Annotated in this window: 27 protein-coding genes; 26 read left to right on the plus strand and 1 reads right to left on the minus strand. The window is 39.3% G+C overall.

Translation table 11 applies throughout. From position 1 onward, the window contains the following. The first annotated feature begins 141 nt into the window (after positions 1-141). Positions 142-291 (plus strand): hypothetical protein, encoded by a 150-nt coding sequence (locus AC1DFT_RS08400; RefSeq protein ID WP_477918737.1) that lies wholly within the window; start codon positions 142-144, stop codon positions 289-291. A 170-nt stretch (positions 292-461) separates the two neighbouring features. Here the strand turns inward: AC1DFT_RS08400 and AC1DFT_RS08405 are convergent, their stop codons facing one another. Beyond that, on the minus strand, positions 462-977 hold the full coding sequence (locus AC1DFT_RS08405; protein WP_477918738.1) for a DUF2529 family protein: 516 nt from the start codon (positions 975-977) through the stop codon (positions 462-464). Between the two features lie 165 nt (positions 978-1,142). Between AC1DFT_RS08405 and AC1DFT_RS08410 the strand changes: the two genes are divergently transcribed. The 25 genes from AC1DFT_RS08410 to AC1DFT_RS08530 all read left to right on the plus strand — a co-directional run bounded on the left by AC1DFT_RS08410 (position 1,143) and on the right by AC1DFT_RS08530 (position 21,663). Next, on the plus strand, positions 1,143-1,499 hold the full coding sequence (locus AC1DFT_RS08410) for a response regulator (protein WP_477918739.1): 357 nt from the start codon (positions 1,143-1,145) through the stop codon (positions 1,497-1,499). Between the two features lie 106 nt (positions 1,500-1,605). After that, positions 1,606-2,463: a class II fructose-bisphosphate aldolase gene (locus tag AC1DFT_RS08415; protein WP_477918740.1), complete on the plus strand. Its 858-nt coding sequence runs from the start codon at positions 1,606-1,608 to the stop codon at positions 2,461-2,463. Between the two features lie 86 nt (positions 2,464-2,549). Next, positions 2,550-3,197, plus strand: a complete 648-nt coding sequence (fsa, locus tag AC1DFT_RS08420) for a fructose-6-phosphate aldolase (protein ID WP_477918741.1) — start codon at positions 2,550-2,552, stop codon at positions 3,195-3,197. 19 nt (positions 3,198-3,216) lie between these two features. Then, the gene (locus AC1DFT_RS08425) at positions 3,217-4,494 is read left to right on the plus strand and encodes a UDP-N-acetylglucosamine 1-carboxyvinyltransferase (RefSeq protein ID WP_477918742.1); all 1,278 of its coding nucleotides are present in this window, start codon (positions 3,217-3,219) and stop codon (positions 4,492-4,494) included. A 118-nt stretch (positions 4,495-4,612) separates the two neighbouring features. Then, the gene (gene glpX / locus AC1DFT_RS08430; protein WP_477918743.1) at positions 4,613-5,575 is read left to right on the plus strand and encodes a class II fructose-bisphosphatase; all 963 of its coding nucleotides are present in this window, start codon (positions 4,613-4,615) and stop codon (positions 5,573-5,575) included. Between the two features lie 268 nt (positions 5,576-5,843). Further along, positions 5,844-7,127 carry a transcription termination factor Rho gene (gene rho, locus AC1DFT_RS08435; protein WP_477918744.1) on the plus strand — a complete coding sequence of 428 codons (1,284 nt, stop codon included), beginning with the start codon at positions 5,844-5,846 and terminating at the stop codon, positions 7,125-7,127. Positions 7,128-7,379: 252 nt separating this feature from the next. Further along, complete coding sequence (gene rpmE / locus AC1DFT_RS08440; protein ID WP_477918745.1) at positions 7,380-7,595, plus strand: 50S ribosomal protein L31; 216 nt, start codon at positions 7,380-7,382, stop codon at positions 7,593-7,595. A 298-nt stretch (positions 7,596-7,893) separates the two neighbouring features. After that, on the plus strand, positions 7,894-8,490 hold the full coding sequence (locus tag AC1DFT_RS08445; protein WP_477918746.1) for a thymidine kinase: 597 nt from the start codon (positions 7,894-7,896) through the stop codon (positions 8,488-8,490). Between the two features lie 174 nt (positions 8,491-8,664). Then, positions 8,665-9,744, plus strand: coding sequence for a peptide chain release factor 1 (gene prfA / locus AC1DFT_RS08450; RefSeq protein ID WP_477918747.1), 1,080 nt, complete (start codon positions 8,665-8,667; stop codon positions 9,742-9,744). Next, on the plus strand, positions 9,737-10,594 hold the full coding sequence (prmC, locus tag AC1DFT_RS08455; protein ID WP_477918748.1) for a peptide chain release factor N(5)-glutamine methyltransferase: 858 nt from the start codon (positions 9,737-9,739) through the stop codon (positions 10,592-10,594). Before prfA ends, prmC begins: the two co-directional genes overlap by 8 nt. Before the next feature lie 45 nt (positions 10,595-10,639). Then, entirely contained in the window at positions 10,640-11,173 is a 534-nt protein-coding gene (locus AC1DFT_RS08460) for a stage II sporulation protein R (RefSeq protein ID WP_477918749.1), read from the plus strand. A gap of 68 nt (positions 11,174-11,241) precedes the next feature. Further along, on the plus strand, positions 11,242-12,270 hold the full coding sequence (locus AC1DFT_RS08465) for an L-threonylcarbamoyladenylate synthase (RefSeq protein WP_477918750.1): 1,029 nt from the start codon (positions 11,242-11,244) through the stop codon (positions 12,268-12,270). A 337-nt stretch (positions 12,271-12,607) separates the two neighbouring features. Continuing rightward, a complete protein-coding gene (locus AC1DFT_RS08470) occupies positions 12,608-13,111 on the plus strand; it encodes a manganese efflux pump (RefSeq protein WP_477918751.1) in 504 nt (167 codons plus the stop codon). Positions 13,112-13,169: 58 nt separating this feature from the next. Then, on the plus strand, positions 13,170-13,610 hold the full coding sequence (locus AC1DFT_RS08475) for a low molecular weight protein arginine phosphatase (RefSeq protein ID WP_477918752.1): 441 nt from the start codon (positions 13,170-13,172) through the stop codon (positions 13,608-13,610). Between the two features lies 1 nt (position 13,611). Continuing rightward, positions 13,612-14,919 (plus strand): methyl-accepting chemotaxis protein, encoded by a 1,308-nt coding sequence (locus AC1DFT_RS08480; protein ID WP_477918753.1) that lies wholly within the window; start codon positions 13,612-13,614, stop codon positions 14,917-14,919. A 97-nt stretch (positions 14,920-15,016) separates the two neighbouring features. Then, positions 15,017-15,454, plus strand: coding sequence for a ribose 5-phosphate isomerase B (rpiB, locus tag AC1DFT_RS08485; RefSeq protein ID WP_477918754.1), 438 nt, complete (start codon positions 15,017-15,019; stop codon positions 15,452-15,454). 20 nt (positions 15,455-15,474) lie between these two features. Beyond that, on the plus strand, positions 15,475-16,020 hold the full coding sequence (locus AC1DFT_RS08490) for a TIGR01440 family protein (protein ID WP_477918755.1): 546 nt from the start codon (positions 15,475-15,477) through the stop codon (positions 16,018-16,020). Positions 16,021-16,041: 21 nt separating this feature from the next. Then, positions 16,042-17,277, plus strand: coding sequence for a serine hydroxymethyltransferase (gene glyA, locus AC1DFT_RS08495; RefSeq protein ID WP_477918756.1), 1,236 nt, complete (start codon positions 16,042-16,044; stop codon positions 17,275-17,277). A 670-nt stretch (positions 17,278-17,947) separates the two neighbouring features. Next, positions 17,948-18,577 carry a uracil phosphoribosyltransferase gene (gene upp, locus AC1DFT_RS08500; protein ID WP_477918757.1) on the plus strand — a complete coding sequence of 210 codons (630 nt, stop codon included), beginning with the start codon at positions 17,948-17,950 and terminating at the stop codon, positions 18,575-18,577. Positions 18,578-18,850: 273 nt separating this feature from the next. After that, positions 18,851-19,069 (plus strand): AtpZ/AtpI family protein, encoded by a 219-nt coding sequence (locus AC1DFT_RS08505; RefSeq protein WP_477918758.1) that lies wholly within the window; start codon positions 18,851-18,853, stop codon positions 19,067-19,069. A 6-nt stretch (positions 19,070-19,075) separates the two neighbouring features. After that, positions 19,076-19,447, plus strand: coding sequence for an ATP synthase subunit I (locus AC1DFT_RS08510; RefSeq protein WP_477918759.1), 372 nt, complete (start codon positions 19,076-19,078; stop codon positions 19,445-19,447). A gap of 29 nt (positions 19,448-19,476) precedes the next feature. Continuing rightward, positions 19,477-20,187 (plus strand): F0F1 ATP synthase subunit A, encoded by a 711-nt coding sequence (gene atpB / locus AC1DFT_RS08515; RefSeq protein ID WP_477918760.1) that lies wholly within the window; start codon positions 19,477-19,479, stop codon positions 20,185-20,187. Between the two features lie 67 nt (positions 20,188-20,254). Further along, the gene (atpE, locus tag AC1DFT_RS08520) at positions 20,255-20,479 is read left to right on the plus strand and encodes a F0F1 ATP synthase subunit C (RefSeq protein WP_053590520.1); all 225 of its coding nucleotides are present in this window, start codon (positions 20,255-20,257) and stop codon (positions 20,477-20,479) included. Between the two features lie 129 nt (positions 20,480-20,608). Then, entirely contained in the window at positions 20,609-21,130 is a 522-nt protein-coding gene (gene atpF / locus AC1DFT_RS08525; RefSeq protein WP_477918761.1) for a F0F1 ATP synthase subunit B, read from the plus strand. Then, a complete protein-coding gene (locus tag AC1DFT_RS08530; protein WP_477918762.1) occupies positions 21,127-21,663 on the plus strand; it encodes a F0F1 ATP synthase subunit delta in 537 nt (178 codons plus the stop codon). The genes atpF and AC1DFT_RS08530 overlap by 4 nt, the downstream gene beginning before the upstream one ends. Positions 21,664-21,682: the final 19 nt, after the last annotated feature.

The raw sequence follows: 21,682 nt of genomic DNA on the forward strand, positions 1-21,682 counted from the left end.
CCGAAGAGCAACTAAATCTACATCGAAAGCAACCAAATGGAGAGGGAGAGCAACTAAACCCGGTAGAACCAACAATGCACTGGTTGGATTTCGAAAATGGTGAGTGAAATGGAGATAAATGGCTAAGGGCAATCAAGTCAAGTGGGTAAGCAACCAAATCCATGGGCAGAGCAACCAGTTGGAACCGAAGAGCACCCAAATCCACAGCGAAAGCAACCAAATGGAGAGGGAGAGCAACCAAGCCCGGTGGAACCAACAATGCCCTGGTTGGATATCGAAAAGGAAGACTAAAGTGGCGATAAATGGCTAAGGGCAATCAAATCAGCTAGGTAAGCAACCAAATCCACGAGGAAAGCAACCAGTTGGAACCGAAGAGCAACCAAATCCACGGACAAAGCAACCAGTTGGAACGCCAAAGCAACCAAACAAAAAAACGCCCAAAGAAATCTCTTGGGCGTTAATCATTCTCCTAAAAGTATCTCATCCAGCTTCATCTTCACCGCTTCGTACACGAACATTGCCCCCATCGCATACGGCAACACAATGCGGGAACCATCCTCTGCAGGAAGCAAACCCTTCGCTAACTTCAAGGAAACATATGTATAGGCAAGATTCGCTAATTTATTATCTTCGCCTGCAGGCTCGGCAGCAAGCACGCCAAATGGGATAAATGCTTCACTTAATTGTTCGGCAAGCGCAATCGCTTCCTCGTTTTCGGCAGATCGAACAATCATCCAAACGCGGTCCGCACTCGTCAGATGAACGGAAGGTGTCCAAATTTCCAAACTTGGAAAAGGCTCGGCAGCTAATTGCGCATTGACGGCAATGCTTGTCATTTCTCCAAACGTAGCAAAATAGATGCGTCCTTCTCTTGCAGCAGCTTGCGCTAATAGTCGAGCAGTTTCTTCTATGTTTTCTTCCTCTGCAGTTGCAATACGCTGAAGAAGTCCAGTTAGTTGTGTTGTTAACATTTTCATCCTTTATTCACCTCCCTATTATTATATCTAAAAAGCAATAAAACGTCGCCTTTATGCACAGAAAATGAAGAGACCAAAAAAAAATTAGGAATAAAGGAGGGATAATAAGGAAAGTATCGAATAGTAGTATAAAAGTGGGAAATTCAAAAAAGGGGTTTGTTCATCATGAAACACATTTTAATTGTAGACGATCAACTAGGTATACGAATGCTCTTAAAAGAAGTTTTTTCACAAGTAGACTACGATGTAAGTCTAGCTGCTAACGGTTTTGAAGCACTAGAAATTGCGGATGCCAGGAATATTGACGCTGTCTTATTAGATATGAAGATTCCGGGGATGGATGGTATTCAAATCTTAAAGAGACTGAAAGAAAAATTGCCGGATTTACCTGTAATGATGATGACTGCTTACGGGGAGTTAAATTTAATACAAGAAGCAATGGATTTAGGTGCCTCTCTCTATTTTACAAAGCCATTTGATATATTCGAAGTACGCAATGCTGTAACGAATTTATTGAAATAAAAAGCTTGTCACATAGGCAGTGGAAAACATCGCCTTTTTTTGATATGATGAAAAAGATATAGGGTAAAAACAAAGTATGAAAAGCAAATAGAGGAGGCCCATTTAAATGGCTTTAGTATCGATGAAAGAAATGCTTGAAAAAGGGAAAAAAGAAGGCTACGCAGTAGGACAATTCAATATTAACAATTTAGAATTTACACAAGCTATTTTACAAGCTGCTGAAGAAGAAAAGTCTCCGGTTATTTTAGGCGTTTCCGAAGGTGCAGCGAAATATATGGGTGGTTTCACAACAGTTGTGCATATGGTAAAAGGATTGATGGAAGATTATCAAACAACCGTACCAGTGGCAATTCATTTAGACCATGGTTCGAGCTTTGAAAAATGTAAAGCGGCTATTGACGCAGGATTTACATCCGTTATGATAGATGCATCTCATCACCCTTTTGAAGAGAACGTAGAAATTACGTCTAAAGTGGTAGAGTACGCTCATGCACATAAGGTTTCTGTAGAAGCAGAGCTTGGCACAGTTGGAGGTCAAGAAGATGACGTAGTAGCAGATGGCGTTATTTATGCGGACCCTGCGGAATGTGCAGAGCTTGTAAAACGTACGGCAATTGACTGTTTAGCACCAGCATTAGGTTCTGTTCACGGACCATACAAAGGTGAACCTAACTTAGGGTTTAAAGAAATGGAAGAAATCTCACAACTTGCAGAACTTCCATTAGTATTGCACGGTGGAACAGGAATTCCAACACATGACATTGAACGCGCTATCTCACTAGGGACTGCGAAGATTAATGTGAATACGGAAAACCAAATTGCTGCTACAAAAGCAATTCGTGCGTATTTAGCGGAAAATGAAAGCCAATATGATCCACGTAAATATTTGACACCAGGACGCGACGCGATTAAAACAACCGTAATCGGCAAAATGCGCGAATTTGGAAGTTCAAACAAAGCGTAAGTAAGTCAACATAAACAACTATAAGGGAGAAGCGTTCATCTAAAGGACCTTCTCCTATTTGTCCATCATGAGGAGGAAATATTAATATGAAATTTTTTATCGATACAGCAAACTTTGACGAAATAAAAGAAGCGCACGCTTGGGGTATTTTATCCGGCGTTACAACGAACCCATCACTAGTTGCAAAAGAAAACATTTCTTTTCATGATCGACTTCGTGAAATCACCGCTCTTGTAGATGGTTCGGTTAGTGCAGAAGTAATTGCACTAGATGCAGAAGGAATGATCAAAGAAGGTAGAGAACTTGCTGCAATTGCACCGAATATTACAGTAAAGCTACCGATGACACCAGAAGGATTAAAAGCCTGTGCAGTATTTACAAAAGAAAATATCAAAACAAATGTAACACTTATTTTTAGTGCCAACCAAGCATTGCTTGCGGCCCGTGCTGGTGCAACATATGTATCTCCTTTTTTAGGGCGTTTAGATGATATTGGACATGACGGAATGGAGTTAATCGCGAAAATTGCACAAATCTTCGAAATCCATCAAATTGATACAGAAATTATCGCTGCTTCTATTAGACATCCTCAGCATATTACAGATGCTGCGTTAAATGGCGCACATATTTCTACTACTCCAATTAAAGTATTAAAGCAATTATTTAACCATCCTTTAACAGATAAAGGGATTGAAGGGTTTCTAGCGGATTGGAACAATCGTAAAAGCGAGTAACAAGTCGAAGGAGAAACGTATGGAAGTTTATAAAATAAAAGGCGGAAATCGCCTAAAAGGTACGATTAAAGTAAATGGAGCAAAAAATAGTGCAGTCGCATTAATTCCTGCTTCTTTACTTGCGAATTCACCAGTTACTATTGAAGGCTTACCAGAAATTTTAGACGTTTGGACATTGAAGGAAATATTAGAAGAACTAGGAGCAATCGTTACGTTTGAAAACGGCACAATGACGATCGATCCGAGGAATGTGGTCGATATTCCGCTCCCAAATGGCAATATTAAAAAATTGCGTGCTTCTTATTATTTAATGGGAGTACTACTTGGGAAATTTAAAAAAGCAGCAATTGGACTGCCAGGTGGATGCCATCTTGGCCCGCGCCCAATTGATCAGCATATTAAAGGTTTTGAAGCTTTAGGGGCGACTGTTTCCAATGAACACGGAGCTATTTACTTACGTACAGAAGAATTAGTAGGCTCTAAAATCTATTTAGACGTTGTAAGTGTTGGAGCAACGATTAATATTATGCTTGCTGCAGTACTTGCAAAAGGAAGAACGATTATTGAAAATGCGGCAAAAGAACCTGAAATCATTGATGTAGCAACTTTACTGTCAAATATGGGAGCAAACATTAAAGGTGCCGGTACGAATGTTATCCGTATTGATGGAGTGAAGGAATTGCATGGTACGAAGCATACAATTATTCCAGACCGTATTGAAGCAGGGACATTTATGATTATGGCAGCAGTTGCAGGTGACGGCGTTACGATCGATAATGTCATCCCATTCCACGTAGAAGCATTAACGGCTAAACTTCGAGAAATGGGTATAAAAGTAGAGGAATACGAGGAGAAGATTTACATTCCCAGACCGGCCAACTTACAGGCTGTGGATGTGAAAACACTTGTTTATCCTGGTTTTCCAACCGATTTACAACAACCGTTTTCCGTATTAATGACACAAGCTACTGGCACATCAGTTATAACGGACAGTATTTATTCGGCACGTTTTAAACAAATCGATGAACTTCGCCGGATGAATGCAATTGGTCGTGTTGATGGTAGAACGGCCATTATAACGGGACCTGTGAAGCTTGAAGCGGCTATGGTACGTGCTAGTGATTTGCGAGCTGGTGCGGCACTTGTTATTGCAGGACTCTTAGCAGAGGGAGAAACAGAAATTCAAGATATTTTCCATATTGAACGCGGATATAGCTGTATTATCGAAAAACTGCAAGGGCTCGGTGCAGACATTCGCCGAGTAACAATTAAAGAAGTGGAAATAAACAACGAGTGAACCTGCCTCTAAGCTAGAACATAGGTGCTTCCGTTTTTCTTATAAAATATGCTACAATGAGACAGGAAGAAACTTAAGGTCGAATTTTATTTACCGTAAAACGGGAGGCATATAATAGATGGAACGTAGTTTATCGATGGAACTAGTCCGTGTAACTGAAGCAGCCGCAATCGCATCAGCACGCTGGATGGGACGAGGACTAAAAAATGAAGCAGACGACGCAGCAACTACTGCAATGCGCACAGTATTTGACACAATCCCAATGGAAGGTGTCGTGGTAATTGGGGAAGGGGAAATGGACGAAGCACCGATGTTATATATCGGAGAAAAGCTTGGTCTTGGAACTGGAGGTCCTCAAGTAGACGTAGCAGTAGATCCTTTAGAAGGCACGAATATTGTAGCTTCTGGTGGCTGGAATGCACTAGCAGTACTTGCAATTGCAGATCGCGGAAATCTACTTCATGCTCCAGATATGTATATGGACAAACTAGCTGTAGGTCCAGAAGCTGTAGGCCAAGTAGATATTAATGCACCAGTAATTGATAACTTAAGAGCAGTAGCACGTGCAAAAAACAAAGATATCCAAGATGTAGTGGCTACGATTTTAGGTCGTCCACGTCATCAAAAAATTATCGATGAAATTAGAGCTGCCGGTGCACGCATTAAGTTGATCACAGATGGTGATGTAGCAGGAGCTATTAATACAGCATTTGATGACACAGGTGTTGATATTTTATTCGGCATGGGTGGAGCTCCAGAGGGTGTAATCTCTGCTGTTGGATTAAAATGTTTAGGCGGGGAAATTCAAGGGAAACTTATACCGCAAGATGAAGCAGAACTTGAACGTTGTATTAAAATGGGTCTTGACGTAAACAAAATATTACGTATGGAAGACTTAGTAAAAGGCGACGATGCAATTTTTGCAGCAACAGGAGTAACAGATGGAGAACTTCTTCGTGGTGTACAATTTAAAGGAGCTTTTGGTTCGACACATTCAATCGTAATGCGTGCAAAATCAGGTACCATTCGTTTTGTAGAAGGACGCCATAGCTTAAACAAAAAACCGAATTTAGTTCTATAAGTGAAACTTCTCTTTAGTATACCCGGTCAATTTGCACCGGGTATCCTCATAATAAAGTGAAACTTCCATTAGTGGGGGTTTTCTTTACCCCCCACTAATGGTTAGTTGAACCAATCGGGGATTTACAGGCTGTCTCCTCCTCCTTGACTTTCTCTTACAAAAGTTGAAAAGGGGGAATTACAGCGTGTTAAACCGGGAAAAACTTCATACCTATTAAATCCGAAAAAAGACTTCACAATAAAATATTATAAAGAGTGGTGCGTTGCCGATGACACAAACGACGATAAATGAATTAGAAAACATGACGCTAAAGGAACTCTATACACTTGCGCGTAAATACAAAATTGCTGCTTATAGTAAACTAACAAAAAAAGAACTGATTTTTGCTATATTAAAGTCTCGTGCTGAACAAGAAGGCTTCTTCTTTATGGAAGGCGTTTTAGAAATTATTCAGCAAGAAGGTTTTGGATTCTTACGTCCGATTAACTATTCTCCTAGTTCTGAGGATATTTATATTTCAGCTTCTCAAATTAGAAGATTTGATTTACGAAACGGAGATAAAGTAACCGGAAAAGTACGACCTCCAAAAGAAAGCGAGCGTTACTACGGGCTTCTACATGTTGAACTTGTAAATGGAGAAGATCCAGAAATTGCAAAAGAACGTGTGCATTTCCCGGGACTTACTGCATTATATCCAGACCGTCATATTAAGCTGGAAACAGGACCAGATAAATTATCAACTAGAATAATGGATTTAGTAGCGCCAGTTGGATATGGTCAACGTGGATTAATCGTTGCTCCTCCAAAAGCAGGTAAAACATTATTAATTAAAGAAATTGCTAATGCCATCACGACGAATCACCCAAATGCAGAACTTATTGTGCTATTAATAGATGAGCGTCCAGAGGAAGTAACAGATATCGAGCGCTCCGTAAAAGCAGATGTTGTGAGTTCTACATTTGATGAAGTGCCAGAAAACCACGTAAAAGTGGCAGAGCTAGTGTTAGAAAGAGCGATGCGCTTAGTCGAACATAAGCGTGATGTAATCATTTTAATGGATTCGATTACAAGACTTGCTCGTGCATATAACTTAGTCATCCCACCAAGTGGACGCACATTATCTGGTGGTATTGACCCTGCAGCATTCCACCGTCCAAAACGATTTTTTGGAGCAGCGCGTAATATTGAAGAAGGCGGCAGCTTAACGATTCTTGCGACAGCTTTAGTTGATACAGGTTCACGTATGGATGAAGTAATCTATGAGGAATTTAAAGGTACAGGTAACTTAGAACTTCACTTAGATAGAAGCCTTGCAGAACGCCGAATTTTCCCAGCTATCGATATTCGTAGATCTGGAACAAGAAAAGAGGAGCTACTTATTCCAAAAGATCAACTGGACAAACTTTGGGCAATCCGCAAAACATTTTCCGATTCATCTGATTTTGCAGAACGTTTCTTGAAAAAGCTACGTCAAACCAAAACAAACGAAGCATTTTTCGAACAACTCACAGAAGAGATGAAAGCACATCGAAGCGGCAAAGTAACGCTTTAAAATATTTTCTCATTATGTTTTATTTGTGATTTTTGATTGTAGTGGAAAGCGTCCGCCTGCAAGGGAAATCATTAGCACAGTTTAACTGGATAAAATAAAATAGTTGCAAGTGAATGAGAAAGATGATACTATATTTAACGTAACATCACATATTTCTGCTACATATGCGATTGACATCAATCGGATCGTGTAAGGTATCAGTTTCATAACCAACTCTGTTCCAGATGGTTCAGGGCGAGAGGAGAGATAGAGATGAAAGCAGGAATTCATCCAGATTACAAAGAAGCAACAGTATCATGTTCATGTGGTAACACATTCACAACAGGTTCTGTAAAATCAGACATTAAAGTCGAGTTCTGTAACGAATGTCACCCATTCTATACTGGACGTCAAAAATTCGCAGCAGCGGATGGCCGTGTTGATCGCTTCAACAAAAAATACGGTATCAAAGAAGAAGTTCAAAACTAAGTACCAAATACCTGCAAAACACAATGTGTTTTGCGGGTATTTTTGTGTGATACATATCCTCATATGACTATTTTCTAGTATAACGCGGAAGTGAAAAATGAAAATATTTTTTTAAATCTGGATGTACGGTAGCGTATGTTATAAATAGATAGGGAAAAAACCATAGACCATCTATAGTGAATTCGAAGTGTTTGGAAATAGATTTTCCTTAAGCACATTTTCATAATAAATAAAAGACAAGATTTTTAATTTGTTTTTCGGTATGATGAGTAAAGACTGTTTGAAAGGGAGTATTTAAATGTTTATTACATCCCAAATGGGCTGGATAGAAGTAATATGTGGCAGTATGTTTTCTGGTAAATCAGAAGAGCTAATTCGTCGTATTAGACGTGTACAATTTGCAAAACAGAAAATTGTTGTGTTTAAGCCGATGATTGATAATAGGTACAGTGAAGAGGCGGTCGTGAGCCATGATGGAACGTCGACAATTGCCATACCGATTCAACAAGCGGTGGAAATATGGGAACATATTACAGAAGAAATCGACGTAATAGCGGTAGATGAAACGCAATTTTTCGATGAAGGAATAGTGGATGTTGTCTCAAAACTTGCAGATCACGGCTATCGTGTAATTGTAGCAGGTCTTGATCAAGATTTTCGTGGCAAGCCATTTGGACCTATTCCTGCCATCCTGTGTATGGCCGAGCAAGTAACGAAACTCCACGCAGTTTGTGCAGTTTGTGGTTCTGAGGCAAGTAGAACTCAAAGGCTTATTAATGGACAACCTGCTGGTGCTGATGATCCGATCATTTTAGTTGGAGCATCTGAAGCATACGAACCTAGATGCCGTCACCACCATGAAGTACCTGTAGGAACCACAACTTTACAGCAATAACATTCCAAAAGAGTAGCTAACGCTAAAGCTGCTCTTTTTTTATTACAGTTTTGTACTGGTGCCTGGGGCACCAGTAACAAAACTGTAATAAATCTATGATAGAAAAAGTAGCGGGAATGATGTTTTTTCTTTATAATAGGAATGATATAGACTTAAACGAACGAGGTGAGGTCGATGTTTGATCGATTACAATCGGTGGAAGATCGTTATGATAAATTAAATGAATTACTCAGTGACCCGGATGTTGTCAATGACACGAGTAAGTTGAGACAATATTCGAAGGAACAGTCTGATCTTCAAGATACAGTTGATGCATATCGAGAATACAAAGAAGTAAAAAGCCAGCTTCGAGATGCGAAGCTTATGCTAGAAGATAAGCTAGATGCGGATATGAAAGAAATGGTAAAAGAAGAAATGAATGAGCTAGAATCACAAATCGAAGAACTAGAAGAGCGACTCCGTGTTTTATTGATCCCGAAAGATCCAAATGATGACAAAAACGTTATTATGGAAATTCGTGGAGCTGCAGGTGGAGACGAGGCTGCGTTATTCGCAGGAAACTTATTCCGTATGTACAGTCGTTATGCCGAATCCCAACACTGGAAAATCGATGTCATGGATTCTTCTCCAACGGGACTTGGCGGTTTTAAAGAAATTATTTTCATGATAAATGGAAACAATGCCTATTCGAAGATGAAATACGAAAATGGAGCGCATCGTGTTCAACGTGTCCCAGAAACAGAATCTGGCGGTCGTATTCACACGTCCACAGCAACAGTCGCTGTACTTCCGGAAGTAGAGGAAGTAGACGTGGATATCCATGAAAAAGATATCCGTGTTGATACATTTGCATCATCTGGTGCCGGTGGACAATCGGTTAATACAACGATGTCTGCTGTTCGTATGACCCATTTACCAACTGGAATCACGGTATCAATGCAAGATGAAAAATCGCAAATCAAAAACAGAGAAAAAGCGATGAAAATACTTCGTGCACGCGTTGCAGATAAATTTTTACAAGAAGCGCAAGCAGAATATGATGCGGTTCGAAAATCAGCGGTAGGTACTGGTGACAGATCGGAACGCATTCGCACATACAATTATCCGCAAAACCGTGTGACGGATCATCGTATTGGATTAACAATTCAAAAACTAGACCAAATTTTAGAAGGTAAAATGGACGAAATTGTTAATGCGTTAATCGTAGAAGACCAAGCGGAAAAATTAGAAAGAATGAATGATACGAATGTGTAACACAAATTATGAGGCCCTCACCCGGGCTTCTTCTTTTTTAGAAGCAAATAACCGGGAACAAGGAGTCGCTCGTTTTTTATTGCAACATGTCCTAGGAAAAAGTTATTCACAGTTAATGCAAGACTTATATGAAAACATATCCACAGAAGATTTTCACACATTTTGGGCATACGTGGAAGAAAGTGCAAAAGGGCAACCATTTCAATATATTATCGGGCAAGAAACGTTTTATGATCGAAACTTTTTAGTAAACGAACATGTATTAATACCTCGACCTGAAACAGAAGAGCTAATAGAAGAAGTAATAAAACGAATGAAAAAACTATTTGGTGCACAATTTGCACCGAAAGTAGCGGATATTGGAACTGGTAGCGGCGCAATTGCTATCACGATCAAAAAAGAAATGCCAGATGCAAAAGTTACTGCAACGGATATTTCGCCCCAAGCATTGGAAGTAGCCACGCAAAATGCACAAAGGTTAGAAGCAAATATTATATTCAAACAAGGGGACTTACTTGCCCCTATTGCAAATGAAAAATGGGATATCATCTTATCGAATCCACCTTATATAGCAAATGAAGAAGCGGAAGTCATGTCCGATACAGTACTAAATTATGAACCACATCTTGCTTTATTTGCCGAAGAAAATGGCTTGCAATTGTACCGAAAAATGACGGAACAGCTTCCGCAACTAATGAATATTCCCAGTTTCATAGGTTTTGAGATAGGATATGCTCAAGGTCCTGCGGTTCAAAAAATGCTTCAAACCGCATTTCCGGAAGCGCGAGTAGAAATTATAAAAGATATTAATCAAAAAAATAGATTTGTTTTTTGCACAATCGATGTATAAGTTATGAATCTACTGGTAACAATGTTCCTAAGGGAGGAATGTTACATGTTACCAGATTACGAGATAAAAAAAGCACCGCGACTTAGCGGGCAAATAGATGCAGTTATTTTCTTTATATGGATGTTGTTACTCATCCAATTTTGTTTGTTTTTTCTTTTCCAACCAGGAGAAGAAGCGGAAGGTATGCGTTTTCGATTAATCGCCAATAGTAATACAGTTCAAGATCAACACATAAAAGAAGAAGTAAAAAGTGCAATTGAACCAATTTTAATGAACTATACACAAAACCAGCAACAAACATATAGCGAATTAGAACAAGTTGTGGATAAGTTATCAGAAAAGTTAAACGAAGAGATTCATATATCCACAGGCATGGCACTATTTCCGCCGAAAGTATGGAATAACGGGATAACTTCCCAAACAAATGTCGAATCGATTGTCATCTCGATTGGGCAAGGACGTGGAGATAACTGGTGGTGCTCACTATTTCCTAAGGTTTGTTACAAAGAAGATGTAGAAAAAGAAGAAAAGCCTAAGTTCTGGGTGTGGGAATGGCTAAAAAAGAAATTTTCCACATAACTATCCACAAAATTCAGAAAGTTATCAACAATATGTGGACAACTTAGGAAGAAAGGAGAAAATACGACATGAAAACAGAAATTGCGAGTGTGGATAACTTGTTGAAAAAAGAATTTAGTTATACACAGGCTGTGGATTTATTAAAATCAGGAGAAACGGTTGCTTTTCCGACTGAAACGGTATACGGATTAGGTGCAATTGCAACAAGTGAATCTGCTGTTTCTAAAATCTTCGCAGCAAAAGGCAGACCGCAAGATAACCCACTCATTGTGCATATTGGATCAAAAGAAGAGTTAGATGCATTTACACAAAATGTTCCGAATTTAGCTAAAACATGTATGGACATTTTTTGGCCGGGAGCACTTACACTTGTATTACCGATTAAAACTAATTCGCTTGCTAAAAATGTAACAGCTGGTTTAAATACAGTCGGCGTTCGTATGCCGGATCATCCCGTAGCACTTGAATTATTAAGACGGTTAAAACAACCGGTTGCCGCTCCAAGTGCCAATAAAAGCGGAAAACCAAGTCCGACAAAAGCGATGCATGTGTATCACGACTTAAACGGGAAAATCCCCCTAATCTTAGATGGCGGAGCAACAGGAATTGGATTAGAGTCAACCGTTTTAGATTTTACGGCAGAAGTGCCAACGATATTACGCCCAGGTGGAGTAACGAAAGAAATGCTCGAAAAAGTAATCGGACAAGTAAACGTGTCTCAACTTACAGATGCAGTAGAAGCACCCCGCGCACCAGGTATGAAATACGCCCATTATGCACCTGATGCTCCTGTCTATTTAATCGAAGCATCTACCGGGAAAGTCGAGCAAGCTATTGAACAAATACATAATGATCAGAAGAAAGTAGCGCTAATCGCCACAGATAGTTTTCAGCTAACAAAAGCGGACTACTATTTTTCATTAGGACAAGAACACCAACTAGAAGACGCTGCCCACTTACTTTATCAAGCACTTAGAAGCTGTGATGAAACAGACGCAAACATAATATTAGTCCCTATATTTTCAAAGCAAGGTGTCGGAACAGCTATTATGAATAGACTTGAGAAAGCATCTAATGGGAAATGGTTTGAAAGTTAACTACTGTAATAACGTACTAGGTACTTTATGTATAGGTGCTTTTGGAGAGCTTTGAAAGGAACGAGTTCTACACCATTACCGGGATTTCTTGATGTGTAGGGATGCGACAAAGTCGCATCCCTACACATCTTTTTCGGTAATCGTGTGGTGATCATTCGTCCGTCGCTCTCCAAAAAATCAAACGGTAATGGTATAGCAATAAGTCTGTCCAAGACCTCCGAAAAAGATACGAAGCAGATTTTGTTGTTAGAGAGTGCTTGCTCTTTTGTTAGCAGAGTGTATTCTCTTCCATTCTTTTGCATACATTTAATTATGCAAACGGACGGGGGAGATTTTTTTGTGGCGTGAAATAATGGCAGGTGCACTTATGTCAGTAGATGTACTCATTTTGTTTTCGCTCGTTCTATACCGAAAGCAAATTTTCACATTAGCAGCGTGGGTAGCTTCTTTACATATGCTATTTCCGTTAATCGGTTATTATGCGGGAACGATAGTACAAAACTATTTGCAATATGCAAGCCCTTATTTATCTGGATTTTTGCTGATGCTTGTTGGATTACAAATGGTTTTAGCAAGGTCCCCTAAACAGGTGCCATTGCTATCACCTTATCTACTAGCTATTGTGGCGAGCATCGATACCTTTTCAGTAAGTATTTCATTTGGTATGCTTAAAGCAGAAAAGTTTCTATTCATATTAAGTTCAGGTATATTTTCTTATTTGGCTGTATTTATTGCACAGAAAGTCATTTTTAAACATACTTTTTTAAATCGAGGGCTTATTATGAAGTTGGCAGGAGTAGCTATTTTAGTATTAGGAATTATAATTTTACGAAATATTTAACAATTTATAAAAATGTTTGTAGCTAAATAATATATACTAGAGATGAGGAAATATAACGATGAATATTTTGTTTGTTTGTACGGGAAATACTTGTAGAAGTCCAATGGCAGAGGCGATATTAAAGGCCCGAAATGTAGAAAATCTAAACGTCCGTTCCGCAGGTATTTATGCGATGGATGGAGGAGAAATGTCGCGTAATGGGCAAATGATCTTAGATAAAGAAAATATATCCTTTACTCATAAATCAGCTGCGATGAATGAATTATTGATCGACTGGGCAGATCTCGTGCTTACCATGACAGCATCACATAAACAAGCAATTATTTTTGCGTTTCCACAAGCTATATCCAAAGTATATATGTATAAAGAATTTGTGACACCTGAACATGTACAAGATGTATCTGATCCCTATGGAGGCGATTTACATACATATGAGCGCACGTTCCATGAACTACATACACTTACAGATGAACTAGTGAAAAAACTCCAGGGGGATTAGGATGACAACAGAAAAGAAGCGGTACTCATTTGGAATTCAAAAAAAGATTGTTTTATTTGTTACGATTTTAGCAGTTGTAACTTATACAACAAGTGCGGTGTTCATCAATTTTATACAACCGCTAATAGTTGAAGATGCAACAAAATCGCTTAGCTTCGAAATCGGCATGTATGCACTAGGCGTTATCTGGTCCGGGATACTTGCATACTTTTTCAGTGGACTCATTATTAAGCCATTATTTAATTTGGAAAAAGTAGCGACCCTTGCCTCGGAAGGTAAAATCGGTGTAGATGTGGAAGTCCCTCAATCAAAAGATGAAATACAGTCTGTTTCGATCGCTTTTCAATCGATGCTTGTCAATTTAAGAGAAATGGTTCAAAGCATTGAAGATAACTTTGAAAAAACAAATAATACGGTGCAACAATTATCACAACAATCTTCTGATGCTTCTGAGCAGGCAGAAGCGATTGCCCAAACGATTGCCCAAATTTCTGAAGGGGCTGAACATTCTGCAGTTGCAGTTCAAGAAACGGTGGAATCTGTGGAAGATGTTCGAGTACTAGCTTCCCAAGTAAATATGCGCGCCGAAAAATCAAACGTACAATCTGGAGAAATGATCCGTGGTTTAGCGCAAACTACCAAAGTCATTCAATCGCTTGTAAATGGTATACAACAAGTTGCTTCTGGAAGTGAAGCGGCTTTAGTGAATGTAAAACAGCTAGAAGTAAACGCAGGGAAAGTGGAAAATATTATTCAATTAGTAGGCGATATCGCAGCCCAAACGAATTTACTCGCATTAAATGCATCCATAGAAGCTGCTCGTGCTGGGGAACACGGAAAAGGTTTTGCAGTCGTAGCGGAAGAAGTGCGTAAACTAGCAGATGAAAGTGGCAAAGCGGTGCAAGGAATTTCTGAACTAATCATCGCTATTCAAACAGATGTCCAAACGGTTGTCCATCAAATGACCAACCAAGTAAATTTCGCAGTAGGAGAAGCAAAACGTGTTTCCGAAACGAATGAGGCTGTAGAAGGAATGTCCCATAAAATCCATGAGATGGCGGAATCTGTTATAGAAATTTCTTCATTGGTGGAAAATCAATTAACCAATATCGAGAACACTGCACGTCAATCACAAGAAGTAGCTGCGATTGCGGAAGAAACGTCTGCAGGAGCAGAAGAAGTGAGAAGTGCAACAGATGAACAAGCACGATCAATTGAACAAATTGATCGCTTATCGTTCGGATTAAAGCAACAATCGGAAGAGTTATTTAAAGTTATTTCGCAGTTTGACAGAAATTCGTCAAAATAGATCTTATAAATACAATTCACTTCAAGTGAATTGTATTTTTTTTTGCGGATAAATGGTATGATGAATGGGAGTACTAAAACAGAAAAGAGGGAACAAATTGAAAATTGCAATTTCTTCTGATCACGGCGGAAATAATCTTCGCAAGGAAATTATACAACAATTAGAAGAGCTCGGACTTTCTTATGAAGATTTTGGTCCTACGAGTGACGATTCTGTTGACTATCCTGACTATGCAATGCCAGTAACAGAAGGTGTTGTAAGTGGGAAGTTTGATCGTGGTATTTTAATTTGCGGTACAGGCATTGGTATGTCGATTGCGGCAAACAAAGTAAAAGGGATTAGATGTGCATTAGTGCATGATGTATTTTCGGCAAAAGCAACTAGATGCCATAATGACTCGAACGTCCTTGCAATGGGAGAACGAGTAATAGGTCCAGGTCTTGCAAGAGAAATCGTTGTAACATGGCTTGCACAAGATTTCGAAGGCGGTCGCCACACGCGCCGTATCGAAAAAATTTCTGCATTAGAAAATTGAGCGTAAAAGGGGATTTTCAGATGGAAGCACAACATTTGTGGAAAGAACAAATCGAACAGCTTCTCCTGGAAGTGGAGCAGCAAATCGACTTACACGAAGACGATCTTTTTGTCATCGGCTGTTCAACCTCAGAAATTATAAATGAAAAAATTGGTACTGCAGGCGGTTTAGAAGTGGCAGGGGTTTTATTTGGTCCACTAAAAGCATTTGCTATGCGCAACAAAGTGCATTTAGCTTTTCAAGGATGCGAGCATATTAACCGCGCGCTTACGATGGAAAGAAAAACGCAAAAGCTGTATCGATACCCGGAAGTTTCGGTTATTCCAGTTGTTCGCGCAGGTGGCTCCATGTCAGCCTATGCGTACACACAATTCCAAGACCCAGTCGTAGTCGAGCATGTGAAGGCGCATGCCGGCATTGATATAGGACAAACCCTTATTGGTATGCAGTTACAACCTGTAGCTGTTCCAATTCGCGTGTCCACAAAACAAATTGGGGGAGCAGTCGTGACGATTGCCAAAACACGTCCGAAACTAATTGGTGGAGAACGTGCATTTTACGGATGATATCAGAGGAGGAAATGAGAAGTGGAGAAAATTTTAGCACAAGATTCAGCAGTATACGAGGCTATGCTGGCAGAGAAAAAGCGTCAACAAGCAAATATCGAGTTAATCGCATCTGAAAACTTTGTATCCGAAGCAGTAATGGAAGCACAAGGTTCAGTGCTTACCAATAAATATGCAGAAGGCTACCCAGGCAAACGCTACTATGGTGGTTGTGAGCATGTAGATGTTGTAGAAAATATTGCTCGTGACCGTCTGAAAGAAATTTTCGGAGCAGAACATGCAAACGTACAACCCCACTCTGGATCACAAGCGAATATGGCAGTTTACATGACGGCTTTACAACCAGGTGACACAATTTTAGGGATGAACTTATCACATGGTGGGCATTTAACGCATGGTTCCCCTGTAAACTTTAGTGGAATCCAATATAATTTTATTGAGTACGGTGTGAGTAAAGAAACAGAACTGATCGACTATGAAGAAGTTCGTGCCATTGCATTAGAACATAAACCGAAAATGATTGTTGCTGGAGCTAGTGCATACTCACGCGTTATCGACTTCGCTAAATTCCGTGAAATCGCAGACGAAATTGGAGCTTACCTATTTGTGGATATGGCACATATTGCAGGTTTAGTTGCTGCGGGACTTCATCCAAATCCAGTACCACATGCACATTTCGTTACATCAACGACACATAAAACATTACGTGGACCACGTGGTGGATTAATCCTTACAACAGAAGAATTTGCAAAGAAAATTGATAAAACAATTTTCCCTGGAATCCAAGGCGGTCCATTAATGCATGTTATTGCTGCAAAAGCAGTTGCATTTGGTGAAGCACAACAACCAGAATTCAAAGATTACCAAGCGCAAGTGATTGCAAATGCGAAAGTCCTAGCTGATAGTTTAGTAGCAGAAGGTCTTCGTATCGTATCTGGTGGTACAGACAACCATGTAATGCTTGTAGACGTATCAGCAATTGACCTAACAGGTAAAGTGGCAGAACATGTGTTAGACGAAGTTGGAATTACAGTGAATAAAAATACAATTCCATACGAAACACTAAGTCCATTTATCACTTCAGGCGTTCGACTAGGAACACCAGCGGTAACTTCTCGTGGATTTAAAGAAGAAGAAATGAAAGAAATTGCTTCTATCATCGCAAAACTTTTGAAAAATCACGAAGACGCGGATGTCATTCAAGAAGCAAAAGAACGCGTTGCAGCATTAACTAATAAACTTCCTTTGTATAATTAATATGAAAATTTGAAAATAAGCTACCTTTTATAATAGAGAGGTAGCTTATTTTTTGTGTATTGGTAAACTATAAAATTCAAAATATAAGGATAACCTTTTTCAAGTGAAAAAATGCGGCATTCTTTATATTGAATGTGATATAGGGATGGGGAAGGATGTCAATTTATTTTTGTGCAACATATTAAGTGGTGCGCGCTACATTATGGTCTAATTGCGCAATGTTTATAAAAAAATGGTCACAGTCAAGGTCGTTTCATCACGAGTCAACTTGCTATTATGAGAAAATGGTTGCTTTCACCGGCAATTTGGTTGCTTTCATGCTGTTTTGATTGCTTTCGGACTAGAATTGGTTGCTTTCAATGATCGGTTGGTTGCCCTAAGCCATTTACTGGGTACGCGCAATTAAAAAATGGTTAAAATATCCATTTCCCGGCGGGTCCGCTCGGAGAAACAAGCAATTACCATTGAATTTCCCAACAGAGTGCAGAAATCCCAGCGGACCCTAATCGAGCTATGCAATCTCCGTTCATCGGTCAAAAATCATATTTTTACAAACCCATGGCGCCCCTGAAATAGACGCAATATTAAAACATGCTATTAGTAGTATGTTACCTGCATTATTTGTTATAATTAATAGAATTTCAAATAAAACCACGAAGGAGACAAAAATATGCCGAAAGTATTCGTATTTGATCATCCACTTATTCAACACAAACTCACATATATCCGCAACATTGAAACGGGAACAAAAGAATTCCGTGAACTTGTGGATGAAGTGGCTACACTAATGGCCTTTGAAATCACACGTGATCTTCCATTAGAAGAAACAGAAGTGGAAACACCGGTACAAAAAACAAAATCAAAAGTGTTAGCTGGTAAGAAAATTGGAATCGTTCCAATACTACGTGCTGGAATTGGAATGGTTGACGGTATTTTAAAATTAATTCCTGCTGCAAAAGTTGGACATGTTGGACTATACAGAGATCCAAAAACACTACAACCCGTAGAATATTACGTGAAGCTTCCAGCAGATGTGGCAGAACGCGATTTCATTTTAGTAGATCCTATGCTTGCAACTGGTGGATCTGCAATAGAGGCAGTTAACTCCCTTAAAACCCGTGGTGCAACTAGCATTAAGTTTATGTGTTTAATTGCAGCTCCAGAAGGAGTAGAAGCGTTGCAAAATGCTCATCCGGATGTGGATATTTATATCGCTGCACTTGATGAAAAATTAAACGATCATGGTTATATCGTTCCAGGGCTAGGTGACGCGGGTGACCGTTTATTTGGTACGAAGTAATAACCTTCCCTTCCTTAAGGGGAACCATAGACACAAAAATAAACATTTGGCAAGCAAATAATAGACTCATTTTTCTTAAATTTGACAATACCATGTCGAAGTAAATCTAATTGTGAAGTTTCTCACATTTAGCAATTGACATCAATTTGCCCCTATTGTATGCTTACAAAGGGTAACAATGATAGGGGTTTCATGCTCGGAACGCCTGTCGTATCAACTTTCTACTAGATTCACAGTTTTTACTTTATCAAGAAAAACGTGGGGATTCTTTTTATGCGTCAGACAAGACGTCCGTTACAAGGGATAGCATTATATTCTGCGATTCTCTCACAGCTTGTAGGTTCTATATTAATAGGAATATTCACAGGAATGTGGATAGATAAAACATATGGAACCACTCCAGTTTTTTTAGTAATTTGCTTACTACTCGGTCTTATGACTGGTATATTAGCGCTTATTACTACCATTCGAAAATATGATTCAGGAGACTAAAGAACAATGCTAGAAATGCAACGTATTTTTACGAAGCAGAAGAAATACATATTTTTTTTGCTCGCAGTATATGCGCTAGGTTGGGGACTCACCCCATATTCGACAATATTTGCAGGCTTAGCACTAGGTTCATTATTTGGTCTGTATAATTTCTGGATTCTAGTACGTAGAATGGAGAAATTTGATCGTGTGTTATCTGGTGAAAAAGGACGAGCAGGTTTAGGTACTGTATTCCGCTTTGCATCTGGTATTGCAGCCGTTGCAATTGCACTTGCCCTTCCAGAGTATATTCATCTTATTAGCACTGTGATTGGTTTAATGATTCCCTATGTTCTACTTCTTGTAGAACGTATTATGTTTCATGCAAGAAATCAGTAATGAGTATGTGAAAGAGAGGTGAATGAATCGTGGAACATAAAAATCCAGAATTTGTGTTTCTAGGGATGCACGGTAACTGGTCCAACATTTTAATGCTAGCAGTTACTACACTCATCGTATTTTTGATCGCATACATTGCGACAAGAAACTTGAAACTGAAGCCAACTGGTATGCAAAACTTCATGGAGTGGATTATGGACTTCGTCAAAGGCATTATCAAAAGTAACTTCGACTGGCAAACTGGTGGACGATTCCATATTCTTGGAATTACATTAATCATGTTTATCGCTGTAGCGAACGTACTAGGACTTCCGTTTTCTATTTCGTATGACGGAGTACTTTGGTGGAAATCTCCAACAGCAGATCCAACAGTAACAATGACACTTGCAGTAATGATTCTTCTATTAACGCACTACTATGGTATTAAAATGAAGGGATTATCGGAATACGGAAAAGACTTCTTAAAACCGCTTCCATTCCTATTACCTTTAAAAATTATTGAAGAATTCGCAAATACGTTGACACTCGGTCTTCGTCTTTACGGAAACATCTATGCAGGAGAAGTTCTATTAGGACTACTTGCAGGTTTAGCAACAACTGGTATTTTCGGCTTTGTTGGAGCAATTATTCCAGCAATGGCATGGCAAGGTTTCTCCCTATTTATCGGTGGAATCCAAGCGTTCATTTTCGTTATGTTAACGATGGTTTATATGTCGCACAAAGTGTCGACAGACCATTAATATAACTGCTTAAATTTAAGCAGAAATTATTTAAAACAAAACAACATTCCAAGGAGGAAATTAAACAATGGTAGGTTCAGTTGGTCTTTTAGCAGCAGCTATAGCAATCGGTTTAGGTGCACTTGGTGCAGGTATTGGTAACGGATTAATCGTTTCAAAAACAGTAGAAGGTATCGCTCGTCAACCAGAAGCACGTGGAGCTTTACAAACAGTTATGTTCATCGGGGTAGCATTAGTTGAGGCGATTCCAATTATCGCAGCAGTTATCGCATTCATCGTATTAAACAAATAATAAACATAGACAAGTATATAATGGCGGAAACTTATCCGCCATTCTCTTTATGAATTAGAAAACAATGATGAAATATTTACATTATAAAAGCAAGATCTCTTAATAGCGTTTGAAAGGAGTGAAACAATCGTGTCTTTTGATTACCTTATCCTTGGTGCTGGTGGTGCCGGGTTAAACATTTGGGATATCATCGCTACACTATTCTTCTTCTTATTACTTATGGCTCTTTTGAAGAAAGTAGCATGGGGTCCACTTATGGGGATTATGACTCAACGTGAAGAGTTGATCGCAAGTGAAATCGAAGCAGCTGAAAATAGCCGCGGGGAATCACAGCGTCTACTCGAAGAACAACGTGACTTACTTAAGGAAGCACGTACGGAAGCATTAGCGATTGTCGAAAATGCGAAGAAACAAGGAGAAGCATCTCGTGAAGAAATTATTACGACTGCTCGTTCTGAAGCTGCGCGTTTGAAAGAATCTGCTATCCGTGAAATCGATACAGAAAAAGAAAGAKCGATTGCAGCAGTACGACAAGAAGTAGTTTCACTTTCTGTACTTGCAGCGTCGAAAGTTCTTGAAAAAGAAGTTTCGGAAGAAGATAATCGTGCGCTAATCGAGGCAACGATTGCGAAGGCAGGCGAAGCTAATTGAGTAATTCAACTGCTGCGAAAAGATACGCAATCGCTTTATTCGAACTAGCACAACAAAAAAACGAACTTCCATCTGTAGAAAATGATTTACGTGAACTGAAACTTGTTTGGAACGGCAACAAAGATGTGAAGACATTATTCACTTCCCCGAAGCTGTCACTAGATAAGAAAAAATCGTTAATACGTGACATTTTCAAAGATGCTAATCCAATCGTCATCAACACGCTTCTAGTGCTAATTGATAAGAAAAGATTAGGCGAAGTATCAGACATTATTACTGAATTTATGGCACTTTCGAATGCAGCACAAGGTATTGCAGACGCGAAAGTATATACAACTCGTGAGTTAACAGAAGAAGAACGTGTAAACGTTTCAAGTGTGTTCGCGAAAAATGTTGGAAAACATTCTTTACGTATTCAAAACATTGTAGATCCATCTATCATTGGTGGAATGCGTGTTCAAATCGGAAACCGCATTTACGATAGCAGTCTTAGCACGAAGCTAGATCGTTTAAAACGTAATTTGATCGGTTAATATTATGAATTTTGAGAGG

This window comes from Psychrobacillus sp. 05T411 (genome assembly GCF_056396485.1).